Annotated in this window: 21 protein-coding genes and 1 pseudogene; 10 read left to right on the forward strand and 12 right to left on the reverse strand. The window is 70.0% G+C overall.

The features are described 5' to 3' along the window. Both ASC76_RS25400 and ASC76_RS14115 read left to right on the forward strand, forming a co-directional pair. Positions 1-123, forward strand: a pseudogene (locus ASC76_RS25400) (taurine ABC transporter permease); the annotation flags it as partial. A 115-nt stretch (positions 124-238) separates the two neighbouring features. Then, complete coding sequence (locus ASC76_RS14115; RefSeq protein ID WP_056467461.1) at positions 239-2,011, forward strand: SulP family inorganic anion transporter; 1,773 nt, start codon at positions 239-241, stop codon at positions 2,009-2,011. Here ASC76_RS14115 and ASC76_RS14120 read toward each other — a convergent pair. The 3 genes from ASC76_RS14120 to ASC76_RS14130 all read right to left on the reverse strand — a co-directional run bounded on the left by ASC76_RS14120 (position 2,008) and on the right by ASC76_RS14130 (position 4,901). Beyond that, the gene (locus ASC76_RS14120; RefSeq protein WP_082549194.1) at positions 2,008-3,186 is read right to left on the reverse strand and encodes a GGDEF domain-containing protein; all 1,179 of its coding nucleotides are present in this window, start codon (positions 3,184-3,186) and stop codon (positions 2,008-2,010) included. The two genes, ASC76_RS14115 and ASC76_RS14120, sit on opposite strands and share 4 nt — an antisense overlap. Positions 3,187-3,362: 176 nt before the next feature. Further along, complete coding sequence (locus tag ASC76_RS14125; RefSeq protein WP_082549195.1) at positions 3,363-3,980, reverse strand: hypothetical protein; 618 nt, start codon at positions 3,978-3,980, stop codon at positions 3,363-3,365. An 18-nt stretch (positions 3,981-3,998) separates the two neighbouring features. Further along, the gene (locus ASC76_RS14130) at positions 3,999-4,901 is read right to left on the reverse strand and encodes an SDR family oxidoreductase (RefSeq protein WP_056467468.1); all 903 of its coding nucleotides are present in this window, start codon (positions 4,899-4,901) and stop codon (positions 3,999-4,001) included. Positions 4,902-5,046: 145 nt separating this feature from the next. Here ASC76_RS14130 and gshA point away from each other — a divergent pair, with 145 nt between their 5' ends. Next, positions 5,047-6,600 carry a glutamate--cysteine ligase gene (gene gshA / locus ASC76_RS14135; protein ID WP_056467471.1) on the forward strand — a complete coding sequence of 518 codons (1,554 nt, stop codon included), beginning with the start codon at positions 5,047-5,049 and terminating at the stop codon, positions 6,598-6,600. A 3-nt stretch (positions 6,601-6,603) separates the two neighbouring features. Here the strand turns inward: gshA and ASC76_RS14140 are convergent, their stop codons facing one another. Beyond that, positions 6,604-7,935 (reverse strand): MFS transporter, encoded by a 1,332-nt coding sequence (locus ASC76_RS14140; RefSeq protein ID WP_056467474.1) that lies wholly within the window; start codon positions 7,933-7,935, stop codon positions 6,604-6,606. Further along, on the reverse strand, positions 7,932-9,611 hold the full coding sequence (locus ASC76_RS14145; RefSeq protein ID WP_056467477.1) for a GMC family oxidoreductase: 1,680 nt from the start codon (positions 9,609-9,611) through the stop codon (positions 7,932-7,934). The genes ASC76_RS14140 and ASC76_RS14145 overlap by 4 nt, the downstream gene beginning before the upstream one ends. A 125-nt stretch (positions 9,612-9,736) precedes the next feature. Between ASC76_RS14145 and ASC76_RS14150 the strand changes: the two genes are divergently transcribed. After that, positions 9,737-10,528 (forward strand): IclR family transcriptional regulator, encoded by a 792-nt coding sequence (locus ASC76_RS14150; RefSeq protein ID WP_056467480.1) that lies wholly within the window; start codon positions 9,737-9,739, stop codon positions 10,526-10,528. A 7-nt stretch (positions 10,529-10,535) separates the two neighbouring features. Here ASC76_RS14150 and ASC76_RS14155 read toward each other — a convergent pair whose 3' ends face one another. Beyond that, positions 10,536-11,159: a rhomboid family intramembrane serine protease gene (locus ASC76_RS14155; protein WP_056467483.1), complete on the reverse strand. Its 624-nt coding sequence runs from the start codon at positions 11,157-11,159 to the stop codon at positions 10,536-10,538. Between the two features lie 47 nt (positions 11,160-11,206). Here ASC76_RS14155 and ASC76_RS14160 point away from each other — a divergent pair, with 47 nt between their 5' ends. Further along, positions 11,207-11,464: a hypothetical protein gene (locus ASC76_RS14160; protein ID WP_056467486.1), complete on the forward strand. Its 258-nt coding sequence runs from the start codon at positions 11,207-11,209 to the stop codon at positions 11,462-11,464. 15 nt (positions 11,465-11,479) lie between these two features. Here the strand turns inward: ASC76_RS14160 and ASC76_RS14165 are convergent, their stop codons facing one another. The 5 genes from ASC76_RS14165 to ASC76_RS14185 form a co-directional block, all read right to left on the reverse strand. Continuing rightward, complete coding sequence (locus ASC76_RS14165) at positions 11,480-12,511, reverse strand: isocitrate/isopropylmalate dehydrogenase family protein (RefSeq protein WP_056467489.1); 1,032 nt, start codon at positions 12,509-12,511, stop codon at positions 11,480-11,482. A 70-nt stretch (positions 12,512-12,581) separates the two neighbouring features. Further along, a complete protein-coding gene (locus tag ASC76_RS14170; RefSeq protein WP_056467492.1) occupies positions 12,582-13,802 on the reverse strand; it encodes a beta-ketoacyl-[acyl-carrier-protein] synthase family protein in 1,221 nt (406 codons plus the stop codon). After that, on the reverse strand, positions 13,799-14,038 hold the full coding sequence (locus tag ASC76_RS14175) for an acyl carrier protein (protein ID WP_056467495.1): 240 nt from the start codon (positions 14,036-14,038) through the stop codon (positions 13,799-13,801). Before ASC76_RS14175 ends, ASC76_RS14170 begins: the two co-directional genes overlap by 4 nt. Next, on the reverse strand, positions 14,035-14,748 hold the full coding sequence (locus ASC76_RS14180; protein WP_371262133.1) for a phosphatase PAP2 family protein: 714 nt from the start codon (positions 14,746-14,748) through the stop codon (positions 14,035-14,037). The genes ASC76_RS14175 and ASC76_RS14180 overlap by 4 nt, the downstream gene beginning before the upstream one ends. After that, positions 14,745-15,545 carry a sulfite exporter TauE/SafE family protein gene (locus ASC76_RS14185; RefSeq protein ID WP_056470815.1) on the reverse strand — a complete coding sequence of 267 codons (801 nt, stop codon included), beginning with the start codon at positions 15,543-15,545 and terminating at the stop codon, positions 14,745-14,747. Before ASC76_RS14185 ends, ASC76_RS14180 begins: the two co-directional genes overlap by 4 nt. A gap of 72 nt (positions 15,546-15,617) precedes the next feature. Between ASC76_RS14185 and ASC76_RS14190 the strand changes: the two genes are divergently transcribed. From ASC76_RS14190 to ASC76_RS14210, 5 genes are read left to right on the forward strand one after another with little or no spacing between them, the layout of a single operon-like run. Further along, the gene (locus tag ASC76_RS14190; protein WP_056467498.1) at positions 15,618-16,103 is read left to right on the forward strand and encodes an aminoacyl-tRNA deacylase; all 486 of its coding nucleotides are present in this window, start codon (positions 15,618-15,620) and stop codon (positions 16,101-16,103) included. 60 nt (positions 16,104-16,163) lie between these two features. After that, positions 16,164-16,817: a glycerol-3-phosphate 1-O-acyltransferase PlsY gene (gene plsY, locus ASC76_RS14195; RefSeq protein WP_056467501.1), complete on the forward strand. Its 654-nt coding sequence runs from the start codon at positions 16,164-16,166 to the stop codon at positions 16,815-16,817. After that, positions 16,814-17,167 carry a RidA family protein gene (locus ASC76_RS14200; RefSeq protein WP_056467504.1) on the forward strand — a complete coding sequence of 118 codons (354 nt, stop codon included), beginning with the start codon at positions 16,814-16,816 and terminating at the stop codon, positions 17,165-17,167. The genes plsY and ASC76_RS14200 overlap by 4 nt, the downstream gene beginning before the upstream one ends. Before the next feature lie 17 nt (positions 17,168-17,184). Then, positions 17,185-17,574, forward strand: coding sequence for a hypothetical protein (locus tag ASC76_RS14205; protein WP_157615713.1), 390 nt, complete (start codon positions 17,185-17,187; stop codon positions 17,572-17,574). After that, positions 17,571-18,866: a tryptophan--tRNA ligase gene (locus ASC76_RS14210; RefSeq protein WP_056467510.1), complete on the forward strand. Its 1,296-nt coding sequence runs from the start codon at positions 17,571-17,573 to the stop codon at positions 18,864-18,866. The genes ASC76_RS14205 and ASC76_RS14210 overlap by 4 nt, the downstream gene beginning before the upstream one ends. Before the next feature lie 9 nt (positions 18,867-18,875). Here ASC76_RS14210 and trpS read toward each other — a convergent pair whose 3' ends face one another. Then, positions 18,876-19,871, reverse strand: a complete 996-nt coding sequence (gene trpS / locus ASC76_RS14215) for a tryptophan--tRNA ligase (protein WP_056467513.1) — start codon at positions 19,869-19,871, stop codon at positions 18,876-18,878. Positions 19,872-19,902 lie beyond the last annotated feature (31 nt).

Genomic DNA, 19,902 nt, shown 5'->3' on the forward strand with positions numbered 1-19,902 from the left:
AACTTCCTGCGCACCGACATCGTGATCATGGGGATCATCGTGATCGGCGTCGTGGCCTACATGTTCGACCTGCTGATGCGCTGGGTCGAGCGCACCGTCGTGCCGTGGAAGGGACGGATGTGAAATGACGGCCCCTGGGCGCCCGCGGCGCCTTCCCCCGAGGGGAGCTCGGACCGCTGGGGGCGGCTCGGCGCTGGTCCGAGATCCGAGGTCCGTGGCGCGGCGACAATAGCCGTCCATGACCGCACTTCTCTCGCGCGTGTTCGGCCCCTGGGTGGGCCGTGTCGACAAGCTGACCCTTCGTGCCGACCTGATCGCCGGCATCCTCGGCGCCCTGCTGGTGCTGCCGCAGGGCTTCGCGTTCGCCGCGCTCGCCGGCCTGCCGCCGGAGTACGGCCTGTACACCGCGATCGTGCCGTGCGTGATCGCCGCGCTGTTCGGCTCCAGTCTGCACGTGGTCTCGGGGCCGACCAACGCCAATTCGCTGGCGCTGTTCGCGACGCTGGCGCCGCTCGCCGCGGTCGGCTCGCCGGCGTACATCCAGCTCGCGCTGGCGGTCACCGTGCTGGTCGGCGTGATGCAGTGGCTGATCGGCGTGCTGCGGCTGGGCTCGATCGCCAACTTCATCTCGCCGTCGGCCCTGCGCGGCTTCATGACCGGGGCCGCGGCGCTGATCGCGGTTCATTCGCTGACCGACCTGATGGGCCTGCCGGCTCCCGAGAAGCACGGCACCGGTGCGCTGTTCCTCCACATCGGCCAGCACCTCGACAACCTGCAGCCCGGCGCGCTGCTGGTCGGCGCGTTCACGCTCGCGGCCGTGCTGGTGTTGCGCCGCATGCTGCCGAAGTGGCCATTCATGCTGCTCGGCCTGATCGCCGGCACCGCGCTGGCGGCGCTGCTCAACAGCGTGTCGCCGTGGCCGCAATGGGGCGCGATCGCGGTCGTCGGCAGCATCCCGCCGATCGTGCCGCGCTTCCACTGGCCGGCCGTCGCCCTCAGCAGCATCCCGGAGCTGCTGTCGATCGCGTTCGCGCTGACGATCGTCGCGCTCGGCCAGTCCATCTCGATCGCCAAGGCGGTCGCGGCGCGCTCGGGCCAGGCGATCGACGCGAACCGCGAGTTCCGCGGCCAGGGGCTGTCGAACATCGTCGGCGGCTTCTTCTCTTCCTACGTCTCGTGCGGCTCGCTGAACCGCTCGATGCCGAACCTGGAGGCCGGCGCGCGCACGCCGCTGGCGGCGGTTTTCGCGTCGCTGTGGCTGCTGCTGCTGATCGCGTTCACCGCGCCGCTGCTCGCGCTGATCCCGATGTCGGCGATCGCCGCGCTGCTGCTGGTGATCGCCTGGTCGCTGTTCGACATCCCGGGCTGGCGGCGCCTGGCGCGGCACAGCCGCCAGGATTTCGCGATCGCGCTGGTGACCGGGCTGGCGACGATGACGATCCGCATCGAGATGGCGATCCTGCTCGGCACGATCCTGTCTCTGGTGACCTACCTCTACCGCACCTCGCGCCCGTTCATGCGCGTGATGGGCTTCGACAGCGTCGAGCCCGAGCGGCCGTTCGTCGTCCGCGCCGACGTGCCGGCGCCGCTGCCGGAATGCCCGCAGCTGAAGATGATCCGCATGGAAGGCGAGGTCTACTTCGGCGCCGTACCCCATGTGGCCGACCAGCTGCGCGACCTGCGCGCCGAGCCGGCGAAGCACCTGCTGGTGATGGCCAAGAGCATGAACTTCATCGACGTGCCGGCGGCGGAGTTGTGGCGCGACGAGATGATCAAGCGCCGCGCCGCCGGCGGCGACCTGTACTTCCACCGCCCACGCCCGCCGGTGCTCGAACTCTGGCAACGGGTGAACTTCACGACCGAACTCGGCGCCGACCACATCTTCGCCACCAAGCGGATCGCGATCGCGATGATCTTCGACCGGCTCGACCGCGACATCTGCGCGACCTGCACCGCGCGCGTGTTCGAGGAATGCAAGACGCTGCCGCCGCCGGTCGCGGCCGTCGCCTAGCTGCAGACCCGGTTGCGCCCGGACGCCTTGGCACGGTACAGCGCCTGGTCGACCGCCTCGATCAGCTCGTCCAGGCTCTGGCCGGGTCGGTAGATCGCCACGCCGACCGAGGTCGTCACCTCGACCACCAGGCCGGCGATGTCCATCGCGTCGCGCTCGAGCGAGCGGCGCATCGATTCGGCCTTCTCGTGGACCGCGCCGGCCGACGCGTGCGTCAGCAGGCACATGAACTCCTCGCCACCCCAGCGGCCGAGGAAGTCGGTGGGCCGCAGCTGCTCGCGCAGGCGCGCGGACGCCGCGACCAGCACCGCGTCGCCGACGCCGTGGCCGTGCCGGTCGTTGATCGCCTTGAAGTAGTCCAGGTCCAGCATGATCAGCCCGAACCTCGACTGGTAGCGCTCGCAGCGCGCGCGCTCGCGCGACATCTCCTCCATCAGCGCGCGTCGGTTCAGGCACTGGGTCAGCGGGTCCAGCATCGCCAGGCGACGCAGGCGGGCGGTCAACTCGGTCAGCTCGTCGTGGCCGCGCCGCAGTTCGGCCGTCATCTGCGCGTTGACGATGTTGGTGCGGATGACGTTCAAGGTCAGCGCGCGGGTCGACCAGCCGTAGATCTGCGTCATCACGACCAGGGCCGCGCCCGCCAGGGCCAGCTGGGGCGGGAAGCCATCGAGCAGCGTGGCCCAGGTGACCGGCAGCGCGAACCCGAGGCTGAACATCGCCAGGCAACCGCGGTGGTAGGCCAGGTTGTGCACCGAGATGATCCCGGCGACGGCGATGCACAGGCCCTGCAGCGTCTGGACGTCGAGCCGACCGCTGACGCCCGGCAGCAGCATCACGGCGCCCCAGGAACTGCTGGTCATCAGCAGGCCGAGATGCAGCAGCGCGAGCCAGCGCGCGCGTCGGGCGGGCTCTTCCACCGAGCGCCCGAGCCGGTACGCGATGATGCCGTTGCAGGCCTCGCACAACGCCACCGCGGCGACCCAGATCGCCAGCAGCCGCGGCGACACCACACCGATCAGCAGCACGGCCTGCAAGCCGTAGCCGATGAAGGACGTCGCGGCCGACAGCTGCATCCGCCGCGCGAGCTGGCTGAGCAGCTCGCGTTCGATCCTCTCCGTCTGTGGGGGCTCGGGGGCGTCAGCGACGCCCGGTCGATCGATACTGCGCTGGTCCATCAAGGCGTCTTCCGCGAGACACCGCGCAAGCGGTCGGCGCGGAAGCTGGGCGCCGGAAGGGCCGAATGGCGCCGTTCCTCGCCCGAGGCAGTCTGCCACCGTGCGGCTCTATGCCGGGCCGTCGTGGCGCTGCCCGTGTCGGAAGTCACGTCAACCCGCGAAAGTGTCGCGCGATCTCAGGCCCGGCCGCCGCCCCGCCCGCCGCCCCCGGTGCCACCCCCGGCGCGGCCGCCCCGCGCGCCGCCGCCGCCCGACCGCAGCGGGCCCTGCTTCGGGATCGCCAGATCGACCGGGACGGCTTCGAGGTCGAGCACGTCACGAATGAAGGTGCGCAACGAGACCACCAGCTCGGCGGTCTCGACCGGCCGGCCGCCGGCCATCTCTTCGGCCGCCCGCGCCGCGAGCCGCACCTGCTCGTCCGTGCCGAGCAGGATGATGTCGGACAGCGCGGCCTCGACGGCGTCGCGGATGCGACGCGGGCGGTCGAACGCGTCGGTCGCGTCGAAGGTCGGTTCGAGCGGCGGGGCGTCGGCCGCCTCGGTGCGCGCGCGGCGATCGCGCCGGTGGCTCGGGTCCACGCTCAGTTCGCCGGTGAACGAGCCGCCGAGCACCTTGTAGGCGGCGATCAGCGTCTTCAGCCGCTCGTTGATCTGGCGGTTCTGGCGCTCGCGCCGCATCTGCACGCTCTGCATCACCAGCAGCCGGATGCCGACCGCCACCAGCGAGACGAGGACGATGCCGATCAGCGTCGAGAGCACGCCCTGCCAGGAGCTGAAGTCGAAGCCGGTACGCATGCGCGGGCGGCGGGCGCGTCAGCGCTGCGCGCGGTCCTTGGCGTTCTGCGCCTCGATGCGCTCGCGCGCGGCCTGCCAGTCGGCATCGCTCCACTCGCGCAACTCGTAGAAATTGCCGCCGGTGGCGAGCGCATTGCCGCCGTCCATCGCGATGCTCTGGCCGGTGAGCCAGTCGCACTGCCCCGGCGCCATCAGGAAGCTGGCCAGGTTCTGCAGCTCGCTCATCTGCCCCGGGCGCGCCATCGGGTTCTTGCGGATGCTGCGCTCGCCGGGCTGCTCGCCCGGGTTCAGGCGCTTGCTCATGCCCTCGGTCGGGATCTCGCCGGGCGCCACCGAATTCAGACGGATGCCGTAGCGTGCCCATTCGGTCGCGAGCGACTTGGTCATCACGTCGATGCCGGCCTTGCTCATCGCCGATGGCACCACGTACGGGCTGCCGTTCTCGACCCAGGTGACGATGATGCTCATCACGCTGCGCATCGGCTGGCCGCGCTGCCAGGTGCCGTCCTTGGCCTGCGCGACCCAGCGCTTGCCGACCGCCTGCGTCACGTAGAAGCTGCCGTGGAAGACGATGCCCGCGATCGCGTCGAACGCGCGCGGCGACAGGCTCTCGGTCGGGGCGATGAAGTTGCCGGCGGCGTTGTTGACCAGCCCGGTCAGCCCGCCGCTGGCGAAGAGGCTCTCGACCATCTCGTCCACCGCCTGCGCGTGGCGGATGTCGACGCCGAAGGTGTCGATCCGGCGCTGCGGGTACTGGGCGCGCCAGGTCGCGGCCGTTTCCTCGCAGACGGCCTGGCGCCGGCCGCAGATCGCGACGTCGGCGCCCAGGCTCAGGAAGCGCTCGGCCATGGCCTGGCCCAGGCCGGTGCCGCCGCCGGTGACCAGGATGCGCTGGCCGGCCATCAAGTCGGGTTGGAACATGCTCGTCTCCTCGGTCGTTCCGCGCGGCGCGCCCGGGCGTCGCCTGATCGCCGATTCTCCGCTGCCCGGCCGGCTTCCCCGCGCGGGGCAGGCAAATCCAAGGTCTGTTACCGTCCGCCCCAAGAAAGTTCTGAGGAGATGCCGCATGAGCGGTTTTGACCAACGCCTGCGGGAATTGCCGGATTCACGCCTGGGCGCGATGAGCCGCGGCGTGGAGAAGGAGAGCCTGCGCGCGCTGCCCGACGGCAGCCTGGCGGCGACGCCGCACCCGGCCGCGCTCGGATCGGCGCTGACCCACCCGCACATCACCACCGATTTCAGCGAGTCGCAACTTGAGTTCGTCACCGGTGTGCACCCGAGCGCGCAGGCCTGCGTGGACGAGCTGACGCAGATCCACCAGTTCAGCTACCGCGCGCTGCGCGAGCTCGGCGACGAGATGCTGTGGGTGTCGAGCATGCCCTGCGGGCTGCCGACCGACGAGACGATCCCGATCGGGCGTTACGGCTCGTCGAACGTGGGCCGCGCGAAGAGCGTCTACCGCATGGGGCTGGGCCACCGCTACGGCCGGCGCATGCAGACCATCTCGGGCATCCACTACAACTGGTCGATGCCGGGCGTCACGACCGACGAGTACTTCGGCCTGATCCGCAACTTCCGGCGCGAGTCCTTCCTGCTGCTCTATCTGTATGGTGCCTCGCCGGCGCTGTGCTCGAGCTTCGTCGCCGGGCGCGAGCACGAGCTGCAGCCGATCGGCAGCGGCAGCCTGCACATGCCGCACGGCACCTCGCTGCGCATGGGGCGGCTCGGCTACCAGAGCGACGCACAGTCGACGCTCTCGGTCAGCTACAACAGCCTGGAGAGCTACGCCGCCTCGCTGCAGGTGGCGCTGACGAAGCCGTATGCGGCCTACGAGAAGGTCGGCATCCGCAACCCGGGCGGCGACTACAACCAGCTCGCGACCAGCCTGCTGCAGATCGAGAACGAGTTCTACGGCACGATCCGGCCGAAGCGCGTGATCTTCCCGGGCGAGCGGCCGCTGCACGCGCTGCGCGAGCGCGGCGTCGAGTACGTGGAGGTGCGCTGCATGGACCTCGACCCGTTCGTGCCGGTCGGCATCGATTCGCCGACGATGCGCTTCCTCGACATGTTCCTGCTGCACTGCCTGCTGGCGGACAGCCCGCCCGACACGCCCGAGGAAATCGCCGCGCTGGCGCGCAACCAGCAGCGCGTCGCCGCGCGCGGCCGCGAACCCGGCCTGCGCCTGGAACGCGGCGATGCGGCGGTGACGCTGACGGAATGGGGCGGCGATATCCTTGCCGCGCTGGCGCCGGTCGCGCTGCGCCTGGACGGGTTGCACCGCGGCACCGGCTACCGCGATGCGCTGGCCGCGGCCAACGCGACGCTGCGCAACCCCGACACCGCGCCGTCGGCGCGCGTGCTCGCGGCCATGGCGCGCGACTTCGACAGTTCCTATCTCGCCTTCACGCGGGCGCAGTCGCTGCAGACCCGCAACGCGCTGCTCGCGCTGCCTTTCGGCGACGACGTGCAGGCCCGCTTTGCCGCCGAATCGAAAGCCTCGGTCGAGGAGCAGAAGCGCATCGAGGCCAACGACAGCCTCCCGTTCGAGATCTACCGCCAGCAGTACCTGTCGCCCGAGCGGCTGGGCGTGCCGGGCAAACGCAGCCCGGCACTGGCCTGACCGTCAGCGCGCGCGCGCGGGGGCCGGCGTCAGCGCACCGGCCGGCTCGGGCGAGCGGCCGATCAGCCATGCGCACAGGGCCGAGACGAGCCCCGCGAAGACCACGTACATGCACAGCTGCCACGGCTCGCCGCCGCCCGACTTGATCAGCGCGGTGGCGATGATCGGCGTGATGCCGGACGCGAAGATGCCGGAGAACTGGTAGACGAACGAGATGCCGGTGTAGCGCACCTTGGCGTCGAAGAGATCGCAGAACAGCGCCGCCTCGGGGCCGTACACGGCGGCGTAGAGGATGCCCAGCGGCACGATGATCGCGAGCCAGATCATCAGCGTGCTGCCGCCCGAGTTCGTCATCATCCAGAAGCCGGGGAAGGCCGACAACGCGGTGATGATCGAGCCCCACATGTAGACCTTGGGGCGGCCGATGCGGTCCGACAGCCGGCCGAAGAACGGGATCGTGAAGCACATCACCACCGCCGCGGCCATCACGCCGAGCAGCGCCTCGGTGCGGCTGATCTTGATCGTGCTGGTCAGGTAGTTGATCGAGAACACGCCGAAGACGTTGAAGAACACGCCGTCGATGTAGCGTGCACCCATGCCCTTGAGCACGTTGCCCGGGTAGCGCTTGATCATGTCGATGAACGGGATGCGCAGCTCGGCGTTGCGTGCCTTCACCGCGGCGAACTCCGGCGTCTCCTGGATCGTCAGGCGGATGTACATGCCCACGATCACCATCACGCCCGACAGCAGGAACGCGACGCGCCAGCCCCAGGACATGAACTGCGCGTCGGTCAGCAGCGACGACAGCAGCGCGACCACGCCCGAGGCCATGCACAGGCCGATCGCCAGGCCGATCTGCGGCAGCGAGGCGTAGAAGCCGCGCTTGTTCTTCGGCGCGTACTCGTAGGCCATCAGCACCGCGCCGCCCCATTCGCCGCCCAGGCCGATGCCCTGCAGCACCCGCAGCAGAAGGAGCAGCAGCGGCGCGCCGATGCCGATCTGCGCGTAGGTCGGCACCAGGCCGATCAGGAAGGTCGCGATGCCCATGATCATCAGCGTGATCACCAGCATGCTCTTGCGCCCGATCTTGTCGCCGAAATGGCCGAAGATCACGCCGCCGAGCGGTCGCGTCACGAAGCCGACCGCGAAGGTGGTGTAGGCCAGCATCGTCGCGACCACCGGGTCGCTGCCCGGGAAGTACAGCTTGTTGAACACGATGCCGGCGACCACGCCGTACAGGAAGAAGTCGTACCACTCGATGCTGGCGCCCACGAGCGCCGAGATGACGACCTTGCGGACCGCCTTCTCGTCCGGTGTGCTGACTACAGTGCTCATTGCGTTGTCTCCGTTGTGTCGGCCACTGGGGACCGTTGGGTTTCCATCCTCGTCGAAATCTTTCGCGCGTCGGCGCGGATCATGTCGGCGGCCTTCTCGGCGACCATGACCGCCGGCGCATTCGTGTTGCCCGACACCAGCGTGGGCATCACCGAGCAGTCGACGACCCGCAGTCCGGTGGTGCCGATCACGCGCAGCCGCGCGTCGACCACCGCGAGCGGGTCGCCGCCCATGCGGCAGGTGCCGGTCGGGTGGAAGATCGTCGCGCCGTTGTTGCGGCAGAACTCGAGCAGGTCGGCGTCGTTCGTCGCGTCGGGGCCGGGCTTGACCTCGCGCTTGACGTAGGGCTTCATCGCCGCGGATGCCGCGATCGCGCGGGCCGCCTTCATGCCGGCCACCGCGGTGCGGCGGTCGAGCTCGGTCGAAAGGTAGTTCGGCTGCATCTCGGGCGCCTCGAACGGGTCGGTGCTGCGGATGCGCAGGTGGCCGCGCGATTCGGGCCGCAGCTGGCAGATCGACATCGTGAAGCCCGAGTACGGGTGCACCTTGCCGCCGGCCATGTCGGCCGACAGCGTCGCGACGTGGAACTGGATGTCGGGCGTGGCCGCCTCGGGCCGGCCGTCTGCATCCTTCAGCGCGCGCATGAAGCAGCCGCCCTGGTTGATGCCGATCGCCAGCGGGCCGCTGCGGAACAGCAGCCACTGCAGGCCGATCTTCATCTGCCCGGCGATCGAGTTGAGCTGGTCGTTCGTCGTGATCGGCTTGGTGCACTCGTAGCTCAGGCGGATCTGCAAGTGATCCTGCAGGTTCTCGCCGACGCCGGGCGCATCGACGACGACCGGGACGCCGTGCTTCTCGAGCAGCGCGCGCGGCCCGATGCCCGACAGCTGCAGCAGCTGCGGCGACTGGATCGAGCCGGCCGAAAGCAGCACCTCCGCCGTGCAGCGCGCCTCCTTCATCACGCCGCCCTGCCGGTAGCGCACGCCGACCGCGCGCGTGCCTTCCATGATCAGGCCGGCCGCGAACGCCTCGGTCTCGATGCGCAGGTTCGGGCGGCCGCGCGCCGGGTCGATGTAGGCCTTGGCGGTGCTGCAGCGCCAGCCCTGGTGGGTGGTCAGCTGGTAGTAGCCGGCGCCTTCCTGCGTCGCGCCGTTGAAGTCGTCGGTGCGCGGCACGCCGATCTGCTGGGCCCCGCCGATGAACGCTTCGATCAGCTCGTGCTTCGCGCCGATGTCCGAGACCTTCAGCGGCCCGTCGCCGCCGTGCAGCGGGATCGCGCCGCGCTGGTTGCCCTCGGACTTGACGAAGTACGGCAGCACGTCGTCGTAGCCCCAGCCGGTGTTGCCGAGCGCGGCCCAGTGGTCGTAGTCCTCGCGCTGGCCGCGGATGTAGATCAGGCCGTTGATCGAGCTCGAGCCGCCCAGGGTCTTGCCGCGCGGCCAGTAGATGCGCCGGCCGTTCATGTTCGGGTCGGGGTCGGTGTTGAAGCGCCAGTTGTACTTGTCGCTCCACATCGTCTTGCCGTAGCCGATCGGCAGGTGGATCCACAGCGAGCGGTCGGCCGGGCCGGCTTCCAGCAGCAGCACGCGCGTCGCCGGGTCTTCGCTCAGGCGGGCCGCCAGCACGCAGCCGGCGGAGCCGGCGCCGACGACGACGTAATCGAATTCTTCGCTCATGGAAAATGTGGCCGTCGCGCTGACGTGGGGGAGTGGAACAATGCGATCCGGTTTCCGGCTCGCGACGCTGGATCGTAGGTTTAATATTTTCGGAACGCAATGTTCCATTTTTATCGTTTACCCGAATGAGCAAAGCGCCCGCGAGTCCGTTACCCGAGGTCGACGCCGAGCCTGCCACCGGCTCTTCGGCCGAGCGCAGCCTGCGGCTGCTGTCGCTGTTGGCCAATGAAGGGCGGGCGCTGTCGCTGGCCGACCTCGCGGCCCGGCTCGCGCTGCCCAAGGGCACCGCGCACCGCATCTGCACCCAGCTGCTGGCCACCGGCTTTCTGGCGCGCGACGTGGACGAGCGCTCGTTCATCGTCGGCCCGGCGCTGCGCCAGCTCGCGTTCGACACGCTGAACCACGGCGTCGTGCGCGGACTGCGCCACGAGGTGCTGGCCGAGCTGGTCGCCAGGGTCGGCGAGACCTGCAACTTCACGACGCTCGACGGCGCGCAGGTGCTCTACCTCGACCGGGTCGAGGCGCAGTGGCCGCTGCGCCTGACGCTGGACGTCGGCGCGCACGTGCCGCTGCACTGCACCGCGAGCGGCAAGCTGTTCCTCGCGCAGATGCCGCAGGCGGCGCGCGACGCGCTGATCGCGCAGCTGCCGCTGCCACGCATGACGCGCAACACCATCGTCTCGGCCAAGGGCCTGCGCGCCGAGTGCGAGCGCATCGCCGAGCAGGGCTACGCCTGCGACCGCGAGGAGTTCATCGCCGGGCTGGTGGCGGTGGCGGTGCCGGTGCAAGGCGCCGACGGCACCAGCCGCGCGGCCATCGCGGTGCACGGGCCGGTGGCGCGCCTGGCGCTCGACGAGGCGGTCGCGCAGCTGCCGGCGCTGCAGGCGGCGGCGGCGCGGATGCGCGCGCTGCTGTAGGGACGACTCAGCTCGCGAAGCTGCGCAGCGCGTGCAGCAGCGCCGGCCAGTCGGTCAGCGCGACGAACGCGATGCCGGCGAACGCACCCGCCAGATGCGCGTCGTGGTTGACGCGGCCGCGCGCCTGCCGGGCCCCATACCAGCTGTACGCGACGTAGCACAGCGCGAACAGCGGCGCGGGGATCGGCACCGGGATCGGCAGGATGAAGATCGAACTCGACGGGTGGTAGACGATCGACGCGAACAGCACTGCGAGGATCGCGCCCGACGCACCGAGGCTGCGGTACTCGGGATCGTGGCGGTGCTTCAGCCAGGTGCCCGCGTCGCTGACGAACAGGCCGAAGAAATACAGCGCGAGGAACGCGGGTGTGCCGATCGTGCGCTCCACGCCGAAGCCGAACGCCCAGAACGTGAACGCGTTGAACAGCAGGTGCGTCATGTCCGCGTGCAGGAAGCCGCTGGTGACCAGGGTGTGCCACTGCCGGCGCGGCAGCAGCCAGTACGGGCGGAACAGATTCCGCTCGATCAGCGCCGGCGAGCGGTACAGCCCGAACAGGCTCCCGGCCACCATGGCGGCGAGGATCAGCGCGGCGCCGGGCGTGTCGGTCAGCAGTGATTGGAGGTCGTTCATCTGGGGCACATTAGACGGTTCCGCTCACCGCGAATCGAGAACCGACCATGTGGATACTCACCGAAGCGCCGCGAGGCAGCAATTTCTACGAAGCCGCATCGACGACCGGCAACAAGGCGCTGATCTCCGACACCTGCGACACCGTGATCTACGCGCGCTCGCAGGGTGCCGACAGCTTCCGCATCGTCGCACAGCGGGGGCGGGAGACCTTCTTCCTCGGCGCGACGCCGGTGCGCGGCGTCGAGGTCGACATCAATGCGCAGTTGCTCGAGGTGGCGCGGCAACTGGGCGCGGTCGTGATTTGATCGGCGCCCGGCCGCTCAGCCGTTCGCAATCCGGCTGACCAGCGCCTTCGTGAACGCGGCGGTGCCCGCCGTGCCGCCCAGGTCGCCGGTGCGCACCTTGTCGAGGTTCAGCGTCTCGTCGAGCGCGCGGCGCAGCCGCGTGGCGAGTTCCGGCCGCTTGACGTGGTCGAGCATCAGCGCGGCCGCCAGCATGATCGCGGTCGGGTTCGCGATGCCCTTGCCGGCGATGTCGGGCGCCGAACCGTGCACGGCCTCGAAGATCGCCGCGTCGGCGCCGATGTTCGCGCCCGGGGCCATGCCGAGCCCGCCGACCAGGCCGGCCACCAGGTCGGACAGGATGTCGCCGAACAGGTTGGTCGTGACCAGCATGTCGAACTGCCACGGGTTCAGCACCAGCTTCATCGCACAGGCGTCGATGATCACGGTGTCGAGCACGAACCGGCCCTTGTACTTGCGCTCGTAGAGCTCCAGGCCGGTCTCGAGGAAGATGCCGGTCAGCGCCTTCATGATGTTGGCCTTGTGCACGATCGTGACCTTCTTGCGGCCGGTCGCGACCGCGGTCTCGAACGCGTATTCGAGCAGGCGGCGGCTGCCGGCGCGGGTGTTGATGCCGGTGGCCATCGCCACCGCATGCGGGTCGTCGTCGATCTGCACGTAGTGCTCGTGGCCGATGTACAGGCCCTCGAGGTTCTCGCGCACCACCACCAGGTCGATGTTGTCGAAGCGGCCGCCCGGGATGAGTGTGCGCGCCGGGCGCAGGTTGGCGTAGAGCTTGAACTCCTCGCGCAGGCGCACGTTCGACGAGCGGTAGCCACCGCCGGACGGCGTCTCCAACGGTCCCTTGAGCGCCAGGCGGGTGCGGCGGATGCTGTCGAGCGTCGCTTGGGGCAGCGGGTCGCCGCTGGTCTGAACGCCGCCGAGGCCGGCGATCTGGCGGTCCCATTCGAACGGGGCCTTCAGCGCGTCGAGCGCGGCCAGCGTGGCGTCGACGATCTCGGGCCCGATGCCGTCGCCGGGAATCAGGGTGGCTGCAATGGTGGTGCTCATCGTCGGTTCTCTTCGGGTGCTGGGGACGGTCGGACCAAGCATACGCCGGGCCCGCGGCGCGACCGCGCGCTCAGGGCCGGGTGAACAGCAGCACCGAGTTCGTGCCGCCGAAGGCGAACGAGTTGGTGATGGCCGCGCTCAGGTGCGGTGCCATCGTGCCGGGCTCGCGCACCAGGTTCAGCGGGCAGTCGGGATCGGCGCTGGCGCCATGGGCGTTGGGCGGCAGGGCCCGCCGGTGAAGTGCGAGCACGGTGACCACCGCCTCGAGCGCACCCGCGGCGCCGAGCAGGTGGCCGTGCAGCGCCTTGGTGGAGCTGACCTGGAGCGTGTCGAGCGCGTCGCCCCAGACCGTCGCGAGCGCCTCGCGCTCGACCGCGTCGCCGATGCGCGTGGCGGTGCCGTGGGCGTTGCAGTAGCCGACATCGCGCGGCTGCAGGCCGGCGCGGCGCAGCGCGGCGCGCAGTGCGCGGGCCTGGCCGGGGGCGTCGGGCTTGGTCAGGTGGGTCGCGTCGCAGCTCAAGCCCCAGCCGGCGAGACGCGCATAGGCGCGCGCACCACGGCGGCGCGCGTGCTCGGCGGATTCGAGCATCACGAACGCGGCCCCTTCGCCGAGCGCGAAGCCGCTGCGGTCGGCCGCGAACGGGCGAACCGCCGTGGCGGCGCATCCCGGTTCGAAGGTGGCAAGCGTCTGCATCGCCTGCCAGGCCAGCACCACACCGGGGACGATCAGCGCCTCGCTGCCGCCGGCGATCGCCAGGTCCACGTCGCCGCGCTCTACCGCGGCGGCTGCCTCGGCGATCGCGACCGCCGACGATGCGCACGCGACCGAATAGGTCAGCACGGGGCCTTGCACGCGCTGGCGCATCGCGACGTGCGCGGCCGGCGCGTTCGGCATGAACGCCGGGATCGTCAGTGGCGGCACGCGGCCGCCGCCGCGATAGCCGGCTTCGAGCGCCGCGGCCCCGCCCATGCCGCAGCCGACATACAGGCCGATCCGTTCCGGGTCGACCGCCTCACCGGCGGTGCTGGCCGCGAAGCCGGCATCGCGCACCGCGAGGTCGGCGGCCGCGACCGCGAGCTGGCTGACGCGGTCCACGCCGGCCAGCTGCAGCTTGGTGAACCAGCGCATCGCATCGAAGGGCGCCACGGCGGCCGCCGCGGGCTTGGGCAGCTCCGGGAAGATCGGGGCGATCGCCGAGTGGCCGTGCCAGAGCGAGTCGAACAGGGTGGCCAGTTCGTCGCCGTGCGGCGAGACCGCGCCCAGCCCGGTGACGACGACCCCGGCGCTCACGCCGCCTGCTTTTCCCGGATCTTGTCGACCGCTGCGGCCAGGTCGGCCAGCGTGTCGATGCTCGAATCCTCGTCCGACATCGAGATGCCGAAGTGGTCCTCGATCGCGAACAGCAGTTCGACCAGCGCCAGCGAATCGACGCCTTTCTCGCGCATCGAGGCGTGCGGGTCGAGCTCGGCGGCGTCGAGGCCGAATTTTTCCTGGATCAGGTCCTGAAGTTCTTTCAGAGAGCTCATGAGGCGGCATCCGTCGGCATGCGCTCGATGATATCCGCACGAATCGGCGCGAAATCGCCCGCCGGCCGCCAACGCAGCGACGGCCCGACGAACGCCAGCCCGAGCGCGGCGCCGGCGAGCACGTCCAGTACCACGTGCTGCTTGACGGCGAGGGTCGACCACGCGATCGCCGCGAACCAGGCGATGTTCAGCGCCCGCAGCGTCCGCGGCGCGCCGGCGCCACGCAGCACGTGCTCGATGCGCGCTGCGGTGAAGATCGCGATCGCGACGTGCATCGACGGGCAGGCGTTGCCCGATGCGTCGACGCCCTGCAGCATCTGGAAGCCGGCGTAGCCCGAGACGTCGAAGGTGAGCGGCGGCACCGCGGTCGGCCAGGCGTAGAAGATGCCCAGGCCGGTCAGGCACAGCGCGGCGGCCCACAGGCCGTAGACCACCAGTTCGCGGAAGGTCAGCTGCAGCCCCGGCGCGACGCCGACGTACAGCCACAGCGACAGGTAGGCGCCCAGCGTCCAGGGCTGGAACGGGATCCAGTGGTCGAGTGCGGTGAGCGGCATCACCACGACCTCGTGCGCCGGGTAGCGCAGCAGGTGGAAGTAGCCGAGGAAGAACACCCAGGTGAACGCGGTCGTGCCGAACAGCTTGAGCAGGAAGTGGCGGCGCATGCGCTCCCAGATCTCGGTGGTCCAACTCGGTGGGGACGGGCGCATCATGACCCCGACTGTCCCACGAGTTCGACCAGTGCGCGCAGCACGCTGATGCCGGCGATCAGCATCAGCAGGTTCAGCACGTGGCGTCGGAACTGCGCCGGCGACACGCCGACGAATGAGCGCTGGCCGACCCAGATGCCGACCAGCATCGCCGGTGCGAGCCACAACGCCCAACGCAGCGTGTCGGCGCCGAGCAGCGCGGTCGGCGCCTCGGTGCCGAGGGAGACCAGCGCCGAGCAGGCGAGCGCGTACAGGTCGGTGAACAGGAAGAGGGCGATCAGCGTCGCGCGCATGACGGCCGGGGCGATCTGCGAGGTGCTCAGCATCACCGCGACGGCGATCCCGCCGATCGCCGCGACGCCGTTGACGAAACCCGATGCCATCCCCACGCCGAGCCGCACCGGCCTGCTTGGCGCCAGCGCGAGGCTGAAGCCGCTGCGCAGCAGCACCGCCGCGAGCAGGAGCAGCGCGCCGATCAGCAAGCGCAGCGGCGTCTCGGGCAACCAGGCGAGCAGCAGGATGCCCAGCGGCAGGCACAACACGTTGCCGGCGATCAGCCAGCTCAGCCAGTGCCAGTCGATGTCGCGCGCGGCGCTGCGCAGCAGGCTGATGCTGGCCAGCACCTCCAGCACGAAGATGGCGGGCACGACCTGGGCCGGCGAAACGATCAACGCGAGTCCGGCCACGCTGAGCGCCGAGAAACCGAAACCCGCGAACCCGCGCACGATGCCCGCGCCGAACACGATCGCGAGGCTGGCGGCCATCAGCAGCGGGGACAGGGGAGCGGACAGCCAAGACATCGGTCCGCACTGTGCCACGCTTTCGCGGCGGATAAACTCGCGCGCCATGAACCGGCCGCTGCGTGACTCGCGATGAAGAAGGGTGCCCACGTCAGCGAGACGCCGGCGACGAAGTTCCTGCGCGAGCACGGCATCGCCTTCACCGAGCATGTGTACGACTACGTCGAGCATGGCGGCACCGCCGAATCGTCCAAACAGCTCGGCGTGCCGGAACACGAGGTCATCAAGACGCTGGTGATGCAGGACGAGCGCGCGCAGCCGCTGATCGTGTTGATGCATGGCGACAAGCAGGTCAGCACCAAGAACCTCGCGCGCCAGATCGGGGCCAAGTCGGTCGAGCCGTGCAAGCCGGAGGTGGCGCAGCGGCACAGCGGTTTCATGGTCGGCGGCACCTCGCCGTTCGGCCTGCGCAAGGCGATGCCGGTGTACCTCGAGGAGACGGCGCTGGCGCTGCCGCGCATCTGCATCAACGGCGGGCGGCGCGGCTACCTGGTCGGGATGGCGCCGCAGGTCCTGGTCGACCTGCTCGGCGCGAAGCCGGTGAACTGCGGGTTGTGATCGCTGCGATGGCGCAGGGCGCAAAATAGCGCCCGCCCCGCACTACGCGCCTCACCCTCCATGCAGACCCTCTATCCCGCGCTCGCCACGCTGGCCGCCTATCTGGTCGGCTCGCTGTCCTTCGCCGTGATCGTCAGCCGCGCGATGGGCCTGAACGACCCGCGCACCTACGGCTCGGGCAACCCCGGCGCGACCAACGTGCTGCGCTCCGGGAACAAGGCCGCCGCGGTCGTGACGCTGCTGCTTGACGCGCTCAAGGGCTATCTGCCGGTGCTGCTGGTGCAGCAGTTCGGTGCGGCGCACGGGTTGTACGAGGGCACGCTCGCGCTGGTCGGCCTGGCGGCCTTCCTCGGGCACCTGTGGCCGGTGTTCTTCCACTTCAAGGGCGGCAAGGGCGTGGCCACCGCGGCCGGCGTGCTGCTCGGCCTGAATCCGTGGCTGGGCCTGGCGACGCTGGCGACCTGGGTCATCATCGCGGCGTTCACCCGCTATTCGTCGCTGGCGGCGATCGTCGCGGCGGTGTTCGCGCCGTTCTATCAAATCCTGATCTGGGGCGGCGGCCCCGTCGCGGTAACGGTCACCGCGATGGGCCTGCTGTTGATCTACCGGCACCGCGCCAACATCGACAAGCTGCTGAAGGGCACCGAAAGCAAGCTCGGCCAGAAGGTGGCCGCCACCCGACATCCCTCACCCAAACACGGAGCGAAATCATGACCCAGGGCCTGCGCCGATTCCACGTCGGCGATCGACTGTCCGAGATGACCATCCACAACGGCACGGTCTATCTCGCCGGCCAGGTGGCCGCCGACGCGTCGGCCGACATCCGCGGCCAGACCGAGCAGGTGCTGGCCGCGATCGACAAGCTGCTGCACGAGGCCGGCACCGACAAGGCGCGCATCCTGATGTGCCAGATCTTCATCAAGGACCTGGCCGACTTCCCGGTCATGAACGAGGTCTGGGAAGACTGGCTCGCGCCCGGCGATGCGCCGCCGCGCGCGACCGTGCAGGCCAACCTCGCGAAGCCGGACTGGCGCGTCGAGATGGTGGTGACGGCCGCGGTGTGAACGCGCCCGGTGCGCCCGTGAGCGCTACGCCGCTGCGCTCGCTGCTCGGGCTGGTGACCGCGGTGGTGGTCGGCAGCGCGGCGGTGCAGGGCTTCCAGTGGTGGTCCCGCGAGCGTCTGGGCGCCCAGGTGGCGGCCGTCGCGCGCCCGGGCGACATCCACATGATCGCGTCGGTCACCTGCATCTACTGTGCCGCGGCGCGCGCATGGTTCGACGAGAATCGCGTCCCGTTCACCGAATGCCTGATCGAGCGCGACGCCACCTGCGCCGCGAAGTACAACGCGCTGATGGCGCCCGGCACGCCGGTGATGCTGGTGCGCGGCCAGCGCCTGCTCGGCTTCAACGCCCAGGCGATCGCCGATGCGCTCGAACGACGGCCGCCTCTTCAACCTCAGCCCACGACATGATCCAACGCGTTCTCACCGGCATCACCACGACCGGCACCCCGCACCTCGGCAATTACGTCGGCGCGATCCGCCCGGCGATCGCCGCGAGCCGCGAGCCCGGCGTCGAGAGCTTCTTCTTCCTGGCCGACTACCACGCGCTGATCAAGTGCGACGAGCCGGCGCGCATCGAGCGCTCGCGACTCGAGATCGCCGCCACCTGGATCGCCGCGGGGCTCGACACCGAACGTGCCACCTTCTACCGGCAGAGCGACATCGTCGAGATCCCCGAGCTGACCTGGCTGCTGACCTGCGTCGCCTCCAAGGGCCTGATGAACCGCGCGCACGCCTACAAGGCCGCGGCCGACGCGAACCTGGCCGCGGGCGAGGACGTGGACGCGGGCATCACGATGGGCCTGTTCAGCTACCCGATCCTGATGGCGGCCGACATCCTGATGTTCAACGCCCACCGCGTGCCGGTGGGCCGCGACCAGGTCCAGCACATCGAGATGACGCGCGACCTGGCGCAGCGCTTCAACCACCTTTTCGGGCAGGGGCGCGAATTGTTCGTGCTGCCCGAGGCGAACGTCGACGAGCGCGTGGCGATGCTGCCCGGCCTCGACGGCCGCAAGATGAGCAAGAGCTATGACAACACCGTGCCGCTGTTCGAGGGCGGCGCGAAGGGCCTGCGCGACGCGATCGCGCGTGTCGTCACCGACTCGAAGCTGCCCGGCGAGCCGAAGGATCCGGACAGCGCCCACCTCGTCTCGATCTTCGAGGCGTTCGCCGACGACGCCGAACGTGCGGCGTTCCGCGCCGAGCTGACGGCCGGCATGGGCTGGGGCGATGCGAAGGCGCATGTGGTCAAACGCATCGAGCGCGACATGGGACCGATGCGCGCGCGCTATGCCGAGCTGATGGCGCACCCGGAGCGGATCGAGGAGACGCTGCTCGAAGGCGCACGCAAGGCGCGGCTCGTCGCGGCGCCGTTCCTGGCCGAGCTGCGCGACGCGGTCGGACTGCGCCGCATGGTCGCGGTGGCCGCGCCGGCGGCTGCCGCGAAGGCGAAGCTCGCCTTGCCGAGCTTCAAGCAGTACCGCGAGGCCGACGGCAAGTTCTACTTCAAGCTGGCGGCCGCGGACGGTCGCGTGCTGCTGCAGAGCGATGCGTTCGAGTCGGGCCGCGAGGCCGGTCAGTGCGTCGCACGGCTGAAGGCCGAGGGCATTGCCGCGGTGCCGGACGCGCCGGTCGCGCACGGCGTGGGCGTCAGCGCGCAGGACGTGGCGGACGCGCTGACGGCGCTCGCCGCCCAGTAATCCGCCGGTTCAGTAGTTCAGGCCGATCGCGCTGCGCACCTGGCGCATCGTCGCGCGCGCGACGCCGCGCGCCTGCTCGGTCCCGACCTCGACGATCCACTGCACCTGCTTCGGGTTGGCGAGGTAGGCCTCGGCGCGCTCGCGCCAGGGCTGCTGTTCCTTGACGATCGCGTCGATCACCGGCTGCTTGCAGTCGAGGCAGCCGATGCCGGCGGTCGTGCAGCCGGTGCGCACCCAGGCCTGGGTGTCGGCATCCGAATACACCCGGTGGAACTGCCAGACCGGGCAGCGCTCGGGGTCGCCCTTGTCGGTGCGACGCACGCGGTCGGGATCGGTCTGCATGCGGCGGACCTTGCGTTCGACCTCGGCCGGCGCGTCGCGCATCGCGATGTCGTTGCCGTAGCTCTTGCTCATCTTGCGGCCGTCGAGGCCGGGCAGCTTGGCGGTCTCGGTCAGCAGCGTTGCCGGCTCCGGCAGCACCGTCTCGCCGCGGCCGTAGAGGTGGTTGAAGCGGCGCGCCACCTCGCGCGTGATCTCGACGTGCGGCGCCTGGTCCTCGCCGACCGGCACGAACGCGGCGCGGTAGATCAGGATGTCCGCCGCCTGCAGCAGCGGGTAGCCGAGGAAGCCGTAGGTCGCCAGGTCCCTGCCGCGGAGCTGTTCGATCTGGTCCTTGTAGGTCGGCACGCGCTCGAGCCATGAGACCGGCGTGCCCATCGCGAGCAGCGTGAACAGTTCGGCGTGCTCGGGCAGTCGGCTCTGGATGAACAGCGTGACCTTCGCGGGATCGATGCCGGCGGCGAGCCAGTCGACGACCATGTCGTAGACGTTTCGCTCCAGGTCGGATCGATCCTCGTAATGCGTGGTCAGCGCGTGCCAGTCGGCGACGAAGTAGAAGCAGTCGAACTGCTCCTGCAGCTTGACCCAGTTCTTGAGCGCACCGTGGTAGTGGCCGAGGTGAAGGGCGCCGGTCGGGCGCATGCCGGAGAGAACGCGTGGCTTCATCGTCAGGATTCTAGGCAGGGCAGACAGCTAC

It is taken from the genome of Rhizobacter sp. Root404 (assembly GCF_001425865.1).
Lineage (GTDB): Bacteria > Pseudomonadota > Gammaproteobacteria > Burkholderiales > Burkholderiaceae_C > LMDS01.